Here is a 14,449-nt window from a genome sequence, read left to right on the forward strand (position 1 = left end):
GGTGCTGACCGATCCCCGCTTTACCACTGAAGTAGAGCTGACCATACCGTTTCACGACGTCGATATGATGGGCGTGGTGTGGCACGGCAACTATTTCCGCTATTTTGAGGTCGCCCGCGAGGCCCTGCTCAACCAGTTCGATTATGGCTATCGCCAGATGAAAGCGTCCGGCTATCTCTGGCCGGTGGTGGATACCCGGGTGAAATACCGCGATGTCCTGACCTTCGAGCAGCGCATCCGCGTCCGGGCCCATATCGACGAGTTCGAGAACCGCCTGCGCATTGTCTATCAGATTTTTGACGCCGCCAGCGGCAAGCGAACCACCACCGGTTACACCATTCAGGTGGCGGTAGAGGAGAAGAGCCGCGAGCTCTGCTTTGTCAGCCCGGCCGTGCTGTTCGAGCGCATGGGAGTGACGCCATGAAGTGGTTACCCCTGCTTGCCCTGCTGGTCAGCCCGTGGGTCAGCGCCGTGACGCTGGATGAGCTGCAGCAACGCTTTACCGAACAGCCGGTGGTGCGCGCCCACTTTGAGCAGACCCGCACCATCAAGGACCTGCCCCAGCCGCTGCGCTCCAGCGGCGAGATGCTGATCGCCCGGGATAACGGCCTGCTGTGGGATCAAAAAGCGCCCTTTCCGATGACGCTGCTGCTGGACGACAAGCGGATGGTGCAGACCATCAATGGACAGCCGCCGCAGACCATCACCGCCGACAATAATCCGCAGATGTTCCAGTTCAACCATCTGCTGCGCGCCCTGTTCCAGGCCGATCGCAAGGTACTGGAGGAGAACTTCCGCATCGATTTTAAAGACCTCGGTAATGGCCGCTGGTCGCTGGTGCTGACCCCCACCACCACGCCGCTGGACAAGATTTTCGCCTCGATGGATCTGGGTGGCGCGACCTACCTGGAGTCCATTGTGCTGAACGACAAGCAGGGCGACCGCACCGATATCACCCTATCCCGCCACCAGCTCACGCCCGCCAGCCTGACCGATGCCGAACGCCAACGCTTTGCCGCACCGTAATTCCCGTCGCCCGGCGCTGGTCTGGGCGCTGATCTGCCTGGCACTGCTGGGGGTGCTGCTCACGCTGTTGCCCGGGGCGCGGCTCAACAGCAGCGTGCTGGCGATGCTGCCCAAACAGAGCCTCGGGGCGATCCCCCCGGCCCTGAACGACGGCTTTATCGAACGCCTCGACAGGCAGCTGGTGTGGCTGGTCAGCCCCGGCAAACGGCCCGACCCGCAGGTGGCCCAGCAGTGGCTGAGCCTGTTGCAGCAGTCAGGTTCCCTGCGCAAGGTGAAAGGGCCGATGGACGCCGCCGGGCAGAAGGCCTGGGGCGAGTTCTTCTGGCAGCACCGTAACGGCCTGATCGACCCCGCCACCCGCACGCGGCTGCAAAACGGCGGCGAGGCGCAGGCCCAGTGGATTTTGTCCCAGCTGTACTCGGCCTTCTCCGGCGTCAGCGGCAAAGAGCTGCAAAACGACCCGCTGATGCTGATGCGCGGCTCGCAGCTTTCACTGGCGCAAAACAGCCAGAAGCTGCGGCTGATGGACGGCTGGCTGGTGACCAAAGACGAGGCCGGAAATTACTGGTATCTGCTGCACGGCGAGCTGTCCGGTTCGTCGTTCGATATGCAGCAAACCCACCGGCTGGTGACCACTCTCCACGACCTCGAAGGCCAGCTCAAAACGCACTACCCGCAGGCGCAGCTGCTGTCGCGCGGGACGGCGTTTTACAGCGACTACGCCAGCCAGCAGGCGAAACGGGACATCTCCACGCTCGGCGTGGCCACTATCCTCGGGGTGATCCTGCTGATTGTGGCGGTATTCCGCTCCCTGCGCCCGCTCCTGCTGTGCCTGCTCTCCATCGCGATTGGCGCGCTGGCGGGGACGGTGGCGACCCTGCTGCTCTCTGGCGAGCTGCATCTGATGACCCTGGTGATGAGCATGAGCATCATCGGCATCTCGGCGGATTACACCCTTTATTACCTGACCGAGCGGATGGTTCACGGGGATCAGCATTCACCCTGGCAGAGCCTGGTAAAGGTGCGCAACGCCCTGGTGCTGGCGCTGCTTACCACCGTGGCGGCCTATCTCATTATGATGCTGGCGCCGTTCCCGGGCATTCGCCAGATGGCGGTGTTTGCCGCCGCGGGGCTGAGTGCCTCATGCCTGACGGCGATCTTCTGGCATCCGTGGCTCTGTCGCGGCTTACCGGTGCGCCCGGTGCCGCTGAAAACCCCGATGCGGCGCTGGCTGGCGGCATGGCGCCACCGACGTCTGTCGGTGGGGCTGCCGGTGGCGCTTACGCTTGTTGCTGTGGCAGGGATTGCTACGCTGCGCATCGATGATGATATCGCCCAGCTCCAGGCCCTGCCGCAGGATATCCTCGCCCAGGAGAAAGCCATCACGGCGCTTACCGGCCAGGGCGTCGATCAAAAATGGTTCGTGGTGCATGGCGACTCGGCCCAGCAGACACTGGAGCGGCTGGAGGCCTTTACCCCGGCGCTGGCCCGGGCGCAGCAGGCGGGTGAGCTTAAATCCTGGCGCAGCCTGCCGCTGAACTCGCGGGCGCAGCAGGCGCGCGATCTGGCCCTGCTGCGTGAAGCGGCCCCGGCGGTGATTAAGGTGCTGCAAAGCGCCGGGCTGACCGCCGTATCGCCGGATCTGCGCCCGATGCCGGTGGACGTCAAAACCTGGCTTGCCAGCCCCGCCAGTGAAGGCTGGCGTCTGCTGTGGCTCACCCTGCCCAACGGCGAAAGCGGCGTGCTGGTGACGGTGGATGGGGTGAAAAACAGCCCGGCGCTGGGCAAGCTGGCGGAGCAACATCCGGGCGTGGTGTGGGTGGATCGCAAGGCGAGTTTCGACAGCCTGTTTGCCCTCTACCGCAACGTGCTGACCGGCCTGCTGGCGGTCGCGCTGGGAGTGATTGCCTGTGGCGCGATGCTGCGACTCGGCTGGCGCAAGGGGCTGATTACCCTGGTGCCCTCCCTGCTGTCGCTGGGCTGCGGCCTGGCCGCGCTGACGCTAACGGGCCATCCGGTTAACCTGTTTTCGCTTCTGGCGCTGGTGCTGGTCCTCGGCATCGGCATCAACTACACGCTATTCTTCAACAACCCGCGCGGTACGCCGTTGACCTCGATGCTGGCCATCAGCCTGGCGATGATGACCACCCTGTTGACCCTCGGCATGCTGGTCTTCAGCGCCACCCAGGCCATCAGCAGTTTCGGGATCGTGCTGGTCAGCGGGATTTTCACCGCCTTTCTGCTGGCCCCGCTGGCGATGCCAGACAAAAAAGAGAGAACATGATGATCACCCCTTTTTACCGCGCCGCCGCTCTGATCGGCGCGCTGCTGCTGGCCGGTTGCAGCCACAATGCCCAGGAGCGTGACGATACCCGCCCGCAGGCCTGGCTCCAGCCGGGCACCCGGGTCACGCTGCCGCCGCCGGGTATTACCCCGGCGCTGAGCTCCCAGCAGCTGCTGACCGCCAGCGTTAATGGCAAAACCCAGTCGCTGCTGGTGATGCTCAATGCCGACGCGCAGAAGGTCACGCTGGCCGGGCTGTCGTCGGTGGGTATCCGTCTGTTCCTCGCCACCTATAATGAAACGGGCATCCATACTGAACAGTCGATTGTTGCGCCAGAACTGCCTCCGGCCAGCCAGGTGCTGGCGGACGTGATGCTGAGCCACTGGCCGGTCAGCGCCTGGCTGCCGCAGCTGCCACAAGGCTGGACGTTAAAGGATCAAGGCGACCGGCGTGAGCTGCGCAATGCCGACGGCAGGCTGGTGACGGAGATTGTCTACCTGCAGCGCAAAGGCAAGCGCGAGCCGATCAGCATCGAACAGCATGTGTTCCACTACCACATCACCATTCAATATCTGGATGACTGAGATGATCTACATTTCTGCCGTTGGCCTGGTCAACGCCCTGGGCAACTCTCCCGACGAGATTGCCGCTAACCTGACGCGCGGCGTCGCCCCCGGCATGCGCCCGCGCAGCGGCTGGCTGCAGGGGCAGGATGCGGTGCTGGGGGGCGTCGATGGCGAGCTGCCCGCGATCCCGGACAGCTTTGCCACCCACCGCTCGCGGAACAATCAGCTGCTGCTGGCGGCGCTGGCGCAGATCCAGCCTGCCGTTGACGAGGCCATTGCCCGCTACGGCCGCGACCGGGTGGCGGTGGTGATGGGCACCAGCACCTCCGGGCTCGACGAGGGCGACGCGCACGTGCGCCTGTCGCACAGCGGCGAAGAGAGTAGCCACTGGCGGTACGCGCAGCAGGAGCTGGGCGATCCGTCACGCTTTCTGGCGAACTGGCTCGGTCTGGACGGCCCGGCCTTTACCCTGTCCACCGCCTGCTCCTCCAGCGCGCGGGCCATCATCAGCGGGCGTCGGCTGATTGACGCCGGGCTGGTGGATGTCGCTATCGTTGGCGGCGCAGATACGCTGAGCAGGATGCCGGTGAACGGTTTTAACAGTCTCGAATCGCTCTCCACCACGCTGTGCGAGCCCTTTGGCCTTGAGCGCCGGGGGATCACCATTGGCGAAGCGGCGGCCCTGATGCTGCTCACCCGGGAGCCGCAGCCCGTGGCGCTGCTGGGCAGCGGCGAGTCGAGCGATGCGTACCATATTTCTGCCCCACATCCCCAGGGCGAAGGGGCCATCAGCGCCATTCACCAGGCGCTGAACGAAGCCGGGCTGAAGCCGGATGACGTGGGCTATATCAACCTGCACGGCACGGCAACGCCGCTCAATGACCAGATTGAATCTCAGGTGATCCACGACCTGTTTGGCGAGGCGGTGCCCTGCAGTTCCACCAAGCATTTAACCGGGCATACGCTGGGGGCGGCGGGGATCACCGAGACGGCGCTAAGCTGGCTGATCCTGACCCGCGATCTCCCCCTGCCCGCCCAGGATTTCAGCCGCTATGCGCCGGACCCGACCCTCGCCGCGTGCGGCGTGCTGCATCAGCCCACCGCGCTGAAAAAAGCGGTGATTTTGTCTAATTCGTTCGCCTTTGGCGGCAATAACGCCAGCATCCTGCTGGGGAGAGTGTCATGAGTTATTTAGCCCCGGCAGCGTACCTGCCCCACGATGCCCCCATGCTGCTGCTGGAGTCGGTGGAGAGCGTCACCGCTGAATCCGCCGTCTGCCGCGTCACCGTCAGCCCGCAGGGGGTGCTGGCGCCGTTTTTAAATACCGCAGGCGATCTGCCCGGCTGGTACGCCCTTGAGCTGATGGCCCAGACGGTGGGCATCTGGTCTGGCTGGCACCGTGAGCAGAAGGGCCTGCAGAGCAGCACGCTGGGCATGGTGCTGGGGGCGCGGGAACTGGTCTGCGCCGCCGGGCTTTTTCCGGCCAGCAGCGCGTTAACCGTCACCGCCACCCTGCTGATGGAGGATGAGCGCTTCAGCAGCTTCGAGTGCGCCATCACCCTTGATGATTCCACCCTGGCCACCGGGCGGGTGAACACCTTCCAGCCCAGCCAGCAGGAGTTAGCTTCACTGTTTAAGACGGGAGTGAGTCAATGAGTCGTTCCGTTCTGGTTACCGGCGCCAGCAAAGGCATTGGCCGGGCTATCGCCCTGAAACTTGCCGCGGACGGGTTTACCCTCGGCGTGCACTACCACCGCGACGCTGAAGGCGCAGAGGCCACCCTTGAAGCTATCAAGCAGGCTGGCGGCAGCGGGCGTCTGCTGGCGTTTGACGTGGGCAACCGGGCGCAGTGTCGCGAGGTGCTGGAGCAGGATATGGCGGCCAACGGCCCCTGGTATGGCGTGGTGAGCAACGCCGGGATCGCCCGGGACGGTGCTTTCCCGGCACTCAGCGAAGAGGACTGGGATAGCGTAATCCACACCAACCTCGACAGCTTTTACAACGTCATTCACCCCTGCATGATGCCGATGATTGGCGCGCGTCAGGGCGGGCGGATCATCACCATCTCGTCGGTGTCCGGGGTGATGGGCAATCGCGGCCAGGTGAACTACAGCGCGGCAAAAGCGGGCATTATCGGGGCCACCAAAGCCCTGGCGGTTGAGCTGGCGAAGCGCAAAATCACCGTAAACTGCATCGCGCCCGGTCTGATTGATACCGGGATGATCGAGATGGAAGAGGCCGCGCTGAAAGAGGCGATGGCCAGCATCCCCATGAAACGGATGGGTCAGGCGGACGAGGTGGCCGGCCTTGCCAGCTACCTGATGTCGGATATCGCGGGCTATGTGACCCGCCAGGTTATCTCCATTAACGGGGGAATGTTATGACGCGTCGGGTGGTGATCACGGGCATGGGCGGCGTCACCGCCTTCGGGGAGTCGTGGGGGTCGGTGGCGGCCCGCTTACGGGAGTATAAAAACGCGGTACGCAGGATGCCGGAGTGGACGATCTATGAGGGTCTGCACACCCTGCTGGCCGCACCGATCGATGATTTTACTCTGCCGGATCACTACACCCGCAAGCGCATCCGCGCTATGGGCCGCGTCTCTTTACTGTCGACCCGCGCCACCGAACTGGCCCTGGAGCAGGCGGGGCTGATTGACGATCCGATCCTCACCCAGGGCGAAACCGGCATTGCCTACGGTTCGTCCACCGGCAGCACCGGCCCGGTCAGCGAATTTGCCACCATGCTCACCGAGAAGCACACCAACAACATCACCGGCACCACCTACGTGCAGATGATGCCGCACACCACGGCGGTGAATACCGGCCTGTTCTTCGGCCTGCGCGGGCGGGTGATCCCCACCTCCAGCGCCTGTACCTCCGGCAGCCAGGCGATTGGCTATGCGTGGGAGGCCATCCGCCACGGCTATCAGACGGTGATGGTGGCAGGCGGAGCCGAAGAGCTCTGCCCATCGGAAGCGGCGGTGTTTGATACCTTGTTCGCCACCAGCCAGCGTAACGATGCCCCGCAATCCACGCCGTCTCCCTTCGATATCCAGCGCGACGGGCTGGTGATTGGCGAGGGGGCAGGCACCCTGATCCTGGAGGAGCTGGAGCATGCGAAGGCGCGGGGTGCCACCATCTACGGCGAGATTGTGGGCTTCGCCACCAACTGCGACGCGGCGCATATCACCCAGCCGCAGCGGGAAACCATGCAGATCTGCATGGAGAAGTCGCTGACGTCAGCCGGGCTGAGCCCGCAGGATATCGGCTATATTTCGGCGCACGGCACCGCCACCGACCGGGGGGATATCGCCGAAAGCCAGGCCACCGCCGCAGTGTTTGGCGACAGTGTGCCGATCTCATCTCTGAAGAGCTATTTCGGCCATACCCTGGGGGCCTGCGGCGCGCTGGAGGCGTGGATGAGTCTGCAAATGATGCGCGAGGGCTGGTTCGCGCCCACCGTCAATTTAAGACAACCGGATGAGCAATGCGGCGCGTTAGATTATATTATGGGGGAAGTCCGTCACCTTGACTGCGAATACCTTCAAAGCAACAACTTCGCGTTCGGCGGCATTAATACCTCCATCATCATTAAACGCTGGGCGTGACTATGTACCAGTTCCTTCTGGGAAAGATTTCTACCCTCAGCGCTGACCCTCTGGCGTCAGCGCTTTCTGAGCAGGCGCCGGAAGGCGCGCGCCGCATCCCCTGGCTGGCCGGGCGGACGCTGCTCGCCCGGGCCTTATCCCCCGCCCCGGTACCGGAAATTGTCTTTGGTGAACAGGGCAAACCGGCGTTTGTCGATGCCAGGCCATACTGGTTCAACCTGAGCCACAGCGGGGATGATATTGCCCTGCTGCTAAGCGACGAGGGCGAAGTGGGCTGCGATATCGAAGTGATCCGCCCGCGGGATAACTGGCAGGCGCTGGCCAATGCCGTCTTTAGCGTCGCCGAACATGACGAGCTGGAGCGGGAGTTGCCTGAGGCAAAACTGTCGGCCTTCTGGCGCATCTGGACGCGCAAAGAGGCTATCGTCAAACAGCGCGGCGGCAGCGCCTGGCAGATTGTCAGTATCGACAGCACCTTTCCTTCAGCGCTCAGCGTCAGCCATTTTCAGTACGGCGAACTGAGTCTCGCGGTCTGTACCCCTACCCCCTTCACCCTGCATAACGACGCGCTGCGGGTTCTGTAACCTGCTTATTTCAAATTATTCGGAAAGTCTGCCGGCAGCTCGCTGGCAGCACAGTCAATGACAGCATCGTTATTGGCACCGCAGTCGCGCACAAAAGTAATGGTGGCGAACTCATCAATGACCTCGGTTGGGTAGGCCGGGCCCGCCTCGCGATAAGAGACCATCAGCGGAATATGATCGTTCTGGAAGCAGACGGTTTTTTCCGGGTTATTAATCACCCAGCGCGGGAAGAAGATAGTGCCGTGGAACAGCCTGTCGCCGAGGTTCACAATCAGGCTCACATCGGTACCGGTCGGTTCAGTCCACGAAATTTTATAAATACTCTCGCCCACGCGAACGATATAAGCCTGCTGATCTTTTACCCAACGGTTTGCCACGATCCCGCTGTGGATACGGTAGTCGAGGGTCTGCTCGTTTTTGACATAAATCTCGTAGTTCCAGCCGTTGTCGTAGGTGTAGACCAGATGTTTGCCGACGAAACCGCTCAAATCATGTTTATCAAAATGGCTCATAGTTTTTCTCCTCTGTTTCAATGAGCCCATCTTACGCCTGCAAAAAATGGATGAATAACGCTATGATTTAATCAAATTCATTCAAAAATCAGATGAGTTATGCACAAAACTACCCTTGAGCAGTGGTCACTGCTTGAACGCGTCGTTGAGTTGGGCAGCTTTGCCCGCGCCGCAGAGGAGACGCATCGCAGCCAGTCCTCCGTCAGTTATAACCTGGCGTTGTTACAGGAGCGGCTGGGCGTGTCGCTGCTGGTTCAGGTGGGGCGTAAGGCGGTGCTGACCCCGGAAGGGGAGCTGCTGTTAAATCAGGTTAAACCGCTGCTGAACGCTTTTACCCTGCTGGAGACTCGCGCCGCGACGCTGCGCAACGGGATGCGTACCCGACTGGATGTGGTGGTGGACAGCATTTTCCCTCGCCGTCATCTGTTTGCCATTCTGCGCCAGTTTCAACAGCGCTATCCGCAAACCGAGGTGCATCTGACTGAAATACTTGAGAACACCGGTGAGGCGCTGAACCAGAGCGAAGCCGACGTGATGGTGCTAACCCGCCGCCAGGATGTGACCGGGCGCGGCGAATGGCTGATGAATATCGATTTTGTCGCCGTGGCGCATCGGGAGCATCCACTGTTTGAACACGGCACGCCGCTCACTGATGAAATGCTACGCCCCTGGCCACTCATCCAGATCGCCGGGCAGGATTACGCCGCGCCTCCCGGCGGCGAAGCCTGGACCTTCTCCACCATTGATGCCGCTATCGATGCGGTGATGTATCAGGTGGGGTATGGCTGGCTACCGGAAGAGCGAATTCAGCAGCAGCTGGAAAGCGGTGTGCTGAAAACAGTGCCCCTGACCCATGGCACGCGCCGTGCGACACCGCTGCATCTGATTGTAAAACGCACGCTCGCCCCGCTCGACGAACAGGTTGAAACCTTACTGCACCTCTTCAGACAGCCGTCGTAGAGGTGAACTGCTACGCTTAACGGTCTGAACTTCAAATATGACAAGGAGCAGACCGTGAAAATCGATCTTACGGGGAAAGTGGCGTTAGTGACCGCCTCCAACGGCGGCATTGGCTTCGCCATCGCCAGAGGGCTGGCGGAAAGCGGCGCAGAGGTGATTGTTAACGGACGCAGCATCGACTCGGTCAACCGGGGCATCCAGCAGCTGCAACAGCAGATCCCCGGCGTTCAGGTGCGGGCGGCGATTGCCGATCTCAGTACGGCTGAGGGGGTGGATGCCCTGCTGAAGGTCGCCTCGGGCGTCGATATTCTCGTCAACAATGCCGGGATCTACGGACCCCAGGATTTCTACGCCACCGACGATGAGACCTGGAATAACTACTGGCAAACCAACGTGATGTCCGGCGTGCACCTCTCACGCGCCCTGCTGCCCGGCATGGTGCAAAAAGGCTGGGGCCGGGTGGTGTTTATCTCCTCAGAGTCGGCCTGCAATATTCCCGCAGACATGATCCACTACGGCGTGACCAAAACCGCGCAGCTGTCGCTGGCGCGCGGGCTGGCAAAATTTGTCGCCGGCAGCGGCGTCACCGTCAACAGCGTCCTGCCTGGCCCGACGATGTCGGATGGCTTTGCGGAGATGATGAAAGACGAGATAGAGAAAACCGGCAAGTCGCTGGAGACGCTGGCGAAAGAGTTCGTGATGGCCAACCGCCCAAGCTCGGTGATCCAGCGGGCCGCCACGGTGGACGAAGTGGCGAACATGGTGGTTTACGTCTGTTCCCAGCAGGCTTCAGCTACCTCCGGCGCGGCGCTGCGCGTGGATGGCGGCGTGGTGGACGACATCATCTAGCCGCCCGAAGGCCGCCCGCCCGCTGGCGGGTGGCATCTGCCGCTAAAGCAGGTAAACTGAGGGCAGAATGTCTCTTTACGCTAAGACCCTGTTATGACCAATATGATTGCCGATGAGGCCGTGGCGAAATCCCGCGTCCTCTCCGTGTTCGACTTTGATGGTACGCTGACGCATCACGACAGCTTTATCCCGTTCTTACGCTTTGCGTTCGGTAAACGCTACTTTGCCGGTCGCCTGGTGCGAATGGCCCTGCCGACCATTCACTGCGTGCGCCGCAAGCTGACCCGCGACGAGCTGAAAGAGGTGCTGATCAAAACCTTCCTGACCGGCGTGGATGAGCACTGGCTGCGCGAGCAGGCCGAGCGGTTCTGCGAAAAGTACTGGGACAGACTGATGCGCCCGCAGGGCGTGCTGGCGGTCGCGGCGGAGGTGAACTCCGGTGCGGAAGTGACGATCTGTTCCGCTTCCCCGGCGCTGGTGCTGCAGCCGTGGGCCGACAAGCTCGGCATTAAACTGATTGGCACCCAGCTGGAAGTGAAAAACGGCAAGCTGACCGGGCGGATCACCGGCCATAACTGCCGCTGTGCGCAGAAAGTGGCGCGGCTGGAGCACGTCTACGGCAGCCTGACCAACTATCACGTGCGCGCCTGGGGCGACACCCGTGGCGATCACGAGCTGCTGGCGGCGGCGCAGGATCCGCACTGGCGTCATTTCCATCCGCCGCGTGCGCGTCGTAATTCACCCATCAAGCCGTAAACCATGCCGGGTGGCGGCTTCGCCTTACCCGGCCTACAACTGCATATCCCGTCGTAGGCCCGGCAAACGAAGTGCCGCCGGGCAAAACCACCATCCGTAGGCCCGGCAAGCACAGCGCCGCCGGGCAAAACCACCCTCCGTAGGCCCGGCAAACGAAGTGCCGCCGGGCAAAAAACTCAGGCTTCCCGTTTCCCCGGGAACAGCAGGCTCGCCACGATCCCCGCCGCCAGTACGCCCAACACCACCAGCAGACTCGCCGTGGCGCCGATGCCGTAGCCGTGATGCCAGAAGTGATCCGTGGCGTTCAGGCCGAGCTTAAAGGCCACGAAGAACAGCAGCGCAATCACCGCTTTCTCCAGATGCACCAGATACTGCTTCAGCGCTTCCAGCACGAAATAGAGGGTACGCAGGCCGAGGATGGCGAACATCATGGCGCTGTAGATAATCAGCGGCTCGCGGCTGACGGCGATGATCGCCGGTACGGAGTCAAAGGCGAACATCACGTCTGAAAGCTCAACCACCGCCACACAAAGCAGCAGCGGCGTGGCGTAGCGCTTCGCCTTCTTCACCCGTCCAACCATCACGTCCTGGTTCTCGGGTTTTTCCAGCTCGGCGTCCACCTCTTTCTGGCTCAGCAGGAAGGCGTTACCGGTGATTTTTGGCCAGATTGGATAGAAGCGTTTTACCGCGCGATAGGCCAGATGCTGGGAGTAATCCTCGATCTCGTCCTGCTCTTCGCCGCGCTTGAGCATCATCACCGCCGTCCAGGCCACAATCAGGGCAAAGACCACTTCAACGTAAGGCCCGAGACTCAGCAGGCTGGTACCGATGGCAACGAAAATACCGCGGAAGACGATAGCGCCGATCACCCCCCAGTAAAGCACCCGGTGACGATACTGATCCGGTACGCCAAACCAGGCGAAGATCGCCATCATCACGAACAGGTTATCAACGGAGAGCACCTCTTCCAGCGCATAACCGGTGAGGAACAGGCTCGCCACTTCGGCACCGTGATGAACGTAGAGGAACCCGGCGAACGCCATCGCCATCATCACCCAGAACAGGGACCACAACGAGGCACTTTTTAGTGAAATTGGTTTGTCATGGCGATGCATGAAGAGGTCGATAAACATCGCCCCGACAGCCATCACCACAAAAACAACAACGGTTTCCGTCGGGAAACCGAGATGAGCAGATGACATAGACAACCCTTTTTGAAGACAAAATACATACCATGCAGACTGGCGAGGCCAGTGAAGAAAAAGGGGGACCGTTTACCGGCTTCTCCCTTAAAACGCATAACCCTGCGTGAGGGAGTGTACTTTACCTCACAATGCGGAGGTTCTGCCATCGGCGCTTTACTGGCTCATGCCGCGCAGCCGCTGCAGGACGGCCACCAGCACCGCCACCGACCAGCCAACCATCAGCGCGCCAGTCAGTCCTTCTATCCCGCCGATCAGCCGCCAGTGCTCCGGCAAGGTGACGTCGCCGTACCCCACCGTAGCGTAGCTGACCAGTGAGAAATAGAGGCTGGTATTCCAGTCAGAAAACGCCTCCACATAGCGATAAAAGGCGGCAAACAGGCCGGCTTCAAGCAGATGGGCGAATAGCGCGGTCATGATGATGGCGATATTGCGAAACACAATGCGGATAACCGATTCCACATTCAGGTTGATGACTTTCAGGACAAAAAACATCCATATGGAATGAATGATTACCGTCAGGTTAATCAGGATAATAATGCTGACAAGCTGCATATCACACTCTCTGCTGGCAACGAAATACGCCCTGTTCAGCAGAACAGGGCGCAGGATAGAGGCACGTTTGAGATGCAGTGTAGCGGATGTGGATGAAACAAAAGGGGCAATAGTTGCGCCGGGGGACTACTTCTCCGCCAGCGCTTCTGCGCAGGCCCAGGCGCTGGCCCACGCCCACTGGAAGTTATAGCCGCCCAGCCAGCCTGTCACGTCCATCACTTCGCCGATAAAGTAGAGTCCCGGCACGTTGCGCGCTTCCATGGTGCGCGAGGAGAGCTCGTTGGTGTCCACCCCGCCCAGCGTCACTTCCGCGGTGCGGTAGCCTTCGGTGCCGTTCGGCTGTACGCGCCAGGCGGTTAAGGTGTCGACCAGCGCCTGCTGCTCGCGGGTGTTGAGCTGCTTCAGGGATACGTCAGGGATCTGCCCCAGCAGTTGCAGACACTCCACCAGCCGCTTCGGCAGCTGCATCGCCAGGGTATTTTTCAGGCTCTGATTAGGGTGTGCCGCGCGCTGCTCGTCGAGGAAACTCTCCAGATCGCAATCCGGTACTAAATTGATGGTGACGAACTCGCCCGGCTGCCAGTAGCTGGAGATTTGCAGCACCGCCGGACCGGAGAGGCCGCGATGGGTGAACAGCAGATTCTCACGGAACACCGTCCCGTCTTCGGCAGTGATAACTGAAGGTACAGAGACCCCGGACAGCGTCTGCAGCTGTTCCAGCAGCGGTTTGTGCAGGGTGAAGGGCACCAGCCCGGCGCGGGTGGGCAAAACCTTCAGGCCAAACTGTTCGGCAATTTTATAGCCAAACGGCGTCGCACCCAGTCCCGGCATCGAGAGGCCGCCACTGGCGATCACCAGCTTTTCGGCGCTCACGGTTTCACCGTTCAGTTGCAGGGTATATCCCGCATCGTCTCGCGCCACTTCCAGCACTTCGCTGCGCAGTCGTAGGGTAACCTCGCCTTTTTCACACTCCGCCACCAGCATATCAACGATTTGTTGCGCAGAATCGTCGCAAAAAAGTTGCCCCAGCGTTTTCTCATGCCAGGCGATGCCGTGTTTCCCTACGAGGTCAATGAAGTCCCACTGGGTATAACGTGCCAGCGCAGATTTGCAAAAATGACGGTTCTGGCTCAGATAAGCCGCAGGCTCGATATAAAGGTTAGTAAAGTTGCAGCGCCCGCCGCCCGACATCAGGATTTTTCGGCCTGGTTTTTTGCCGTTATCGAGTAGCAGAACCCGGCGCCCTGCCTGTCCGGCCATCGCCGCACAGAATAAACCTGCCGCACCGGCGCCAATAATGATGGCATCATACTTTTCCACGTCTCGATCCTCCTGTTTTGGGGGCGCGAATTGTAAAGTTTCCTCAAGAAACGCACCAGCGCAAAGATCTGCAATTTCATTCATTTAATTGAAATCTAAAAAATAATTCTTTTACTGCTACGCTTATGTCAGTAGGCAAATCAAAAAAAAGCTATATTTCACTTTGCCCGTTGCGCATTTGTCCTGGATAATGCGCCGCGTTCATGTCCTCAAGATGGCGTAACG

The 14,449-nt window shown here is 61.0% G+C and carries 16 protein-coding genes; 12 read left to right on the top strand and 4 right to left on the bottom strand.

What is annotated here, in order from left to right; genetic code table 11:
* Position 1 precedes the first annotated feature (1 nt).
* From FHN83_RS10275 to acpT, 9 genes are read left to right on the top strand one after another with little or no spacing between them, the layout of a single operon-like run.
* Positions 2 to 424, top strand: a complete 423-nt coding sequence (locus tag FHN83_RS10275; protein ID WP_039032484.1) for an acyl-CoA thioesterase — start codon at positions 2 to 4, stop codon at positions 422 to 424.
* Positions 421 to 1,026 (top strand): LolA family protein, encoded by a 606-nt coding sequence (locus tag FHN83_RS10280; RefSeq protein ID WP_139563781.1) that lies wholly within the window; start codon positions 421 to 423, stop codon positions 1,024 to 1,026. Before FHN83_RS10275 ends, FHN83_RS10280 begins: the two co-directional genes overlap by 4 nt.
* Positions 995 to 3,310: an MMPL family transporter gene (locus tag FHN83_RS10285; protein WP_139563782.1), complete on the top strand. Its 2,316-nt coding sequence runs from the start codon at positions 995 to 997 to the stop codon at positions 3,308 to 3,310. Before FHN83_RS10280 ends, FHN83_RS10285 begins: the two co-directional genes overlap by 32 nt.
* Complete coding sequence (locus tag FHN83_RS10290) at positions 3,310 to 3,894, top strand: DUF3261 domain-containing protein (RefSeq protein ID WP_419146417.1); 585 nt, start codon at positions 3,310 to 3,312, stop codon at positions 3,892 to 3,894. The genes FHN83_RS10285 and FHN83_RS10290 overlap by 1 nt, the downstream gene beginning before the upstream one ends.
* A 1-nt stretch (position 3,895) precedes the next feature.
* A complete protein-coding gene (locus tag FHN83_RS10295; RefSeq protein WP_139563783.1) occupies positions 3,896 to 5,062 on the top strand; it encodes a beta-ketoacyl-[acyl-carrier-protein] synthase family protein in 1,167 nt (388 codons plus the stop codon).
* A complete protein-coding gene (locus FHN83_RS10300; RefSeq protein ID WP_139563784.1) occupies positions 5,059 to 5,532 on the top strand; it encodes a 3-hydroxy-fatty acyl-ACP dehydratase in 474 nt (157 codons plus the stop codon). Before FHN83_RS10295 ends, FHN83_RS10300 begins: the two co-directional genes overlap by 4 nt.
* Complete coding sequence (locus tag FHN83_RS10305) at positions 5,529 to 6,260, top strand: 3-ketoacyl-ACP reductase FabG2 (RefSeq protein ID WP_039032478.1); 732 nt, start codon at positions 5,529 to 5,531, stop codon at positions 6,258 to 6,260. Before FHN83_RS10300 ends, FHN83_RS10305 begins: the two co-directional genes overlap by 4 nt.
* Positions 6,257 to 7,486 (top strand): beta-ketoacyl-ACP synthase, encoded by a 1,230-nt coding sequence (locus FHN83_RS10310; protein WP_139563785.1) that lies wholly within the window; start codon positions 6,257 to 6,259, stop codon positions 7,484 to 7,486. Before FHN83_RS10305 ends, FHN83_RS10310 begins: the two co-directional genes overlap by 4 nt.
* A 2-nt stretch (positions 7,487 to 7,488) precedes the next feature.
* Complete coding sequence (acpT, locus tag FHN83_RS10315; RefSeq protein ID WP_139563786.1) at positions 7,489 to 8,070, top strand: 4'-phosphopantetheinyl transferase AcpT; 582 nt, start codon at positions 7,489 to 7,491, stop codon at positions 8,068 to 8,070.
* Positions 8,071 to 8,075: 5 nt separating this feature from the next.
* Here acpT and FHN83_RS10320 read toward each other — a convergent pair whose 3' ends face one another.
* Complete coding sequence (locus FHN83_RS10320; protein WP_139563787.1) at positions 8,076 to 8,582, bottom strand: phenolic acid decarboxylase; 507 nt, start codon at positions 8,580 to 8,582, stop codon at positions 8,076 to 8,078.
* 99 nt (positions 8,583 to 8,681) lie between these two features.
* Here FHN83_RS10320 and FHN83_RS10325 point away from each other — a divergent pair, with 99 nt between their 5' ends.
* From FHN83_RS10325 to FHN83_RS10335, 3 genes are all read left to right on the top strand, one after another.
* Complete coding sequence (locus FHN83_RS10325; RefSeq protein ID WP_139563788.1) at positions 8,682 to 9,542, top strand: LysR family transcriptional regulator; 861 nt, start codon at positions 8,682 to 8,684, stop codon at positions 9,540 to 9,542.
* A gap of 54 nt (positions 9,543 to 9,596) precedes the next feature.
* On the top strand, positions 9,597 to 10,391 hold the full coding sequence (locus FHN83_RS10330) for an SDR family NAD(P)-dependent oxidoreductase (RefSeq protein ID WP_139563789.1): 795 nt from the start codon (positions 9,597 to 9,599) through the stop codon (positions 10,389 to 10,391).
* Between the two features lie 93 nt (positions 10,392 to 10,484).
* Positions 10,485 to 11,147, top strand: a complete 663-nt coding sequence (locus tag FHN83_RS10335; RefSeq protein WP_082019625.1) for an HAD family hydrolase — start codon at positions 10,485 to 10,487, stop codon at positions 11,145 to 11,147.
* 176 nt (positions 11,148 to 11,323) lie between these two features.
* On the opposite strand, the gene FHN83_RS10340 is transcribed toward FHN83_RS10335, so the two are convergent.
* From FHN83_RS10340 to FHN83_RS10350, 3 genes are all read right to left on the bottom strand, one after another.
* Positions 11,324 to 12,349, bottom strand: a complete 1,026-nt coding sequence (locus FHN83_RS10340; protein ID WP_039032472.1) for a TerC/Alx family metal homeostasis membrane protein — start codon at positions 12,347 to 12,349, stop codon at positions 11,324 to 11,326.
* Positions 12,350 to 12,505: 156 nt separating this feature from the next.
* Complete coding sequence (locus tag FHN83_RS10345; protein ID WP_139563790.1) at positions 12,506 to 12,904, bottom strand: potassium channel family protein; 399 nt, start codon at positions 12,902 to 12,904, stop codon at positions 12,506 to 12,508.
* A 126-nt stretch (positions 12,905 to 13,030) separates the two neighbouring features.
* Positions 13,031 to 14,224 carry an NAD(P)/FAD-dependent oxidoreductase gene (locus tag FHN83_RS10350; RefSeq protein WP_139563791.1) on the bottom strand — a complete coding sequence of 398 codons (1,194 nt, stop codon included), beginning with the start codon at positions 14,222 to 14,224 and terminating at the stop codon, positions 13,031 to 13,033.
* Positions 14,225 to 14,449 lie beyond the last annotated feature (225 nt).

This window comes from Leclercia adecarboxylata, from assembly GCF_006171285.1.
Lineage (GTDB): Bacteria > Pseudomonadota > Gammaproteobacteria > Enterobacterales > Enterobacteriaceae > Enterobacter > Enterobacter barmai.

What these genes read in the sequence shown, in the direction of transcription:
- FHN83_RS10280 (WP_139563781.1), top strand. Translation starts at nt 421, where the DNA reads ATGAAGTGGTTACCCCTGCTTGCCCTGCTGGTCAGCCCGTGGGTCAGC.
- FHN83_RS10285 (WP_139563782.1), top strand. Translation starts at nt 995, where the DNA reads ATGCCGAACGCCAACGCTTTGCCGCACCGTAATTCCCGTCGCCCGGCG.
- FHN83_RS10290 (WP_419146417.1), top strand. Translation starts at nt 3,310, where the DNA reads ATGATCACCCCTTTTTACCGCGCCGCCGCTCTGATCGGCGCGCTGCTG.
- FHN83_RS10295 (WP_139563783.1), top strand. Translation starts at nt 3,896, where the DNA reads ATGATCTACATTTCTGCCGTTGGCCTGGTCAACGCCCTGGGCAACTCT.
- FHN83_RS10300 (WP_139563784.1), top strand. Translation starts at nt 5,059, where the DNA reads ATGAGTTATTTAGCCCCGGCAGCGTACCTGCCCCACGATGCCCCCATG.
- FHN83_RS10305 (WP_039032478.1), top strand. Translation starts at nt 5,529, where the DNA reads ATGAGTCGTTCCGTTCTGGTTACCGGCGCCAGCAAAGGCATTGGCCGG.
- FHN83_RS10310 (WP_139563785.1), top strand. Translation starts at nt 6,257, where the DNA reads ATGACGCGTCGGGTGGTGATCACGGGCATGGGCGGCGTCACCGCCTTC.
- acpT (WP_139563786.1), top strand. Translation starts at nt 7,489, where the DNA reads ATGTACCAGTTCCTTCTGGGAAAGATTTCTACCCTCAGCGCTGACCCT.
- FHN83_RS10320 (WP_139563787.1), bottom strand. Translation starts at nt 8,582, where the DNA reads ATGAGCCATTTTGATAAACATGATTTGAGCGGTTTCGTCGGCAAACAT.
- FHN83_RS10325 (WP_139563788.1), top strand. Translation starts at nt 8,682, where the DNA reads ATGCACAAAACTACCCTTGAGCAGTGGTCACTGCTTGAACGCGTCGTT.
- FHN83_RS10335 (WP_082019625.1), top strand. Translation starts at nt 10,485, where the DNA reads ATGACCAATATGATTGCCGATGAGGCCGTGGCGAAATCCCGCGTCCTC.
- FHN83_RS10340 (WP_039032472.1), bottom strand. Translation starts at nt 12,349, where the DNA reads ATGTCATCTGCTCATCTCGGTTTCCCGACGGAAACCGTTGTTGTTTTT.
- FHN83_RS10345 (WP_139563790.1), bottom strand. Translation starts at nt 12,904, where the DNA reads ATGCAGCTTGTCAGCATTATTATCCTGATTAACCTGACGGTAATCATT.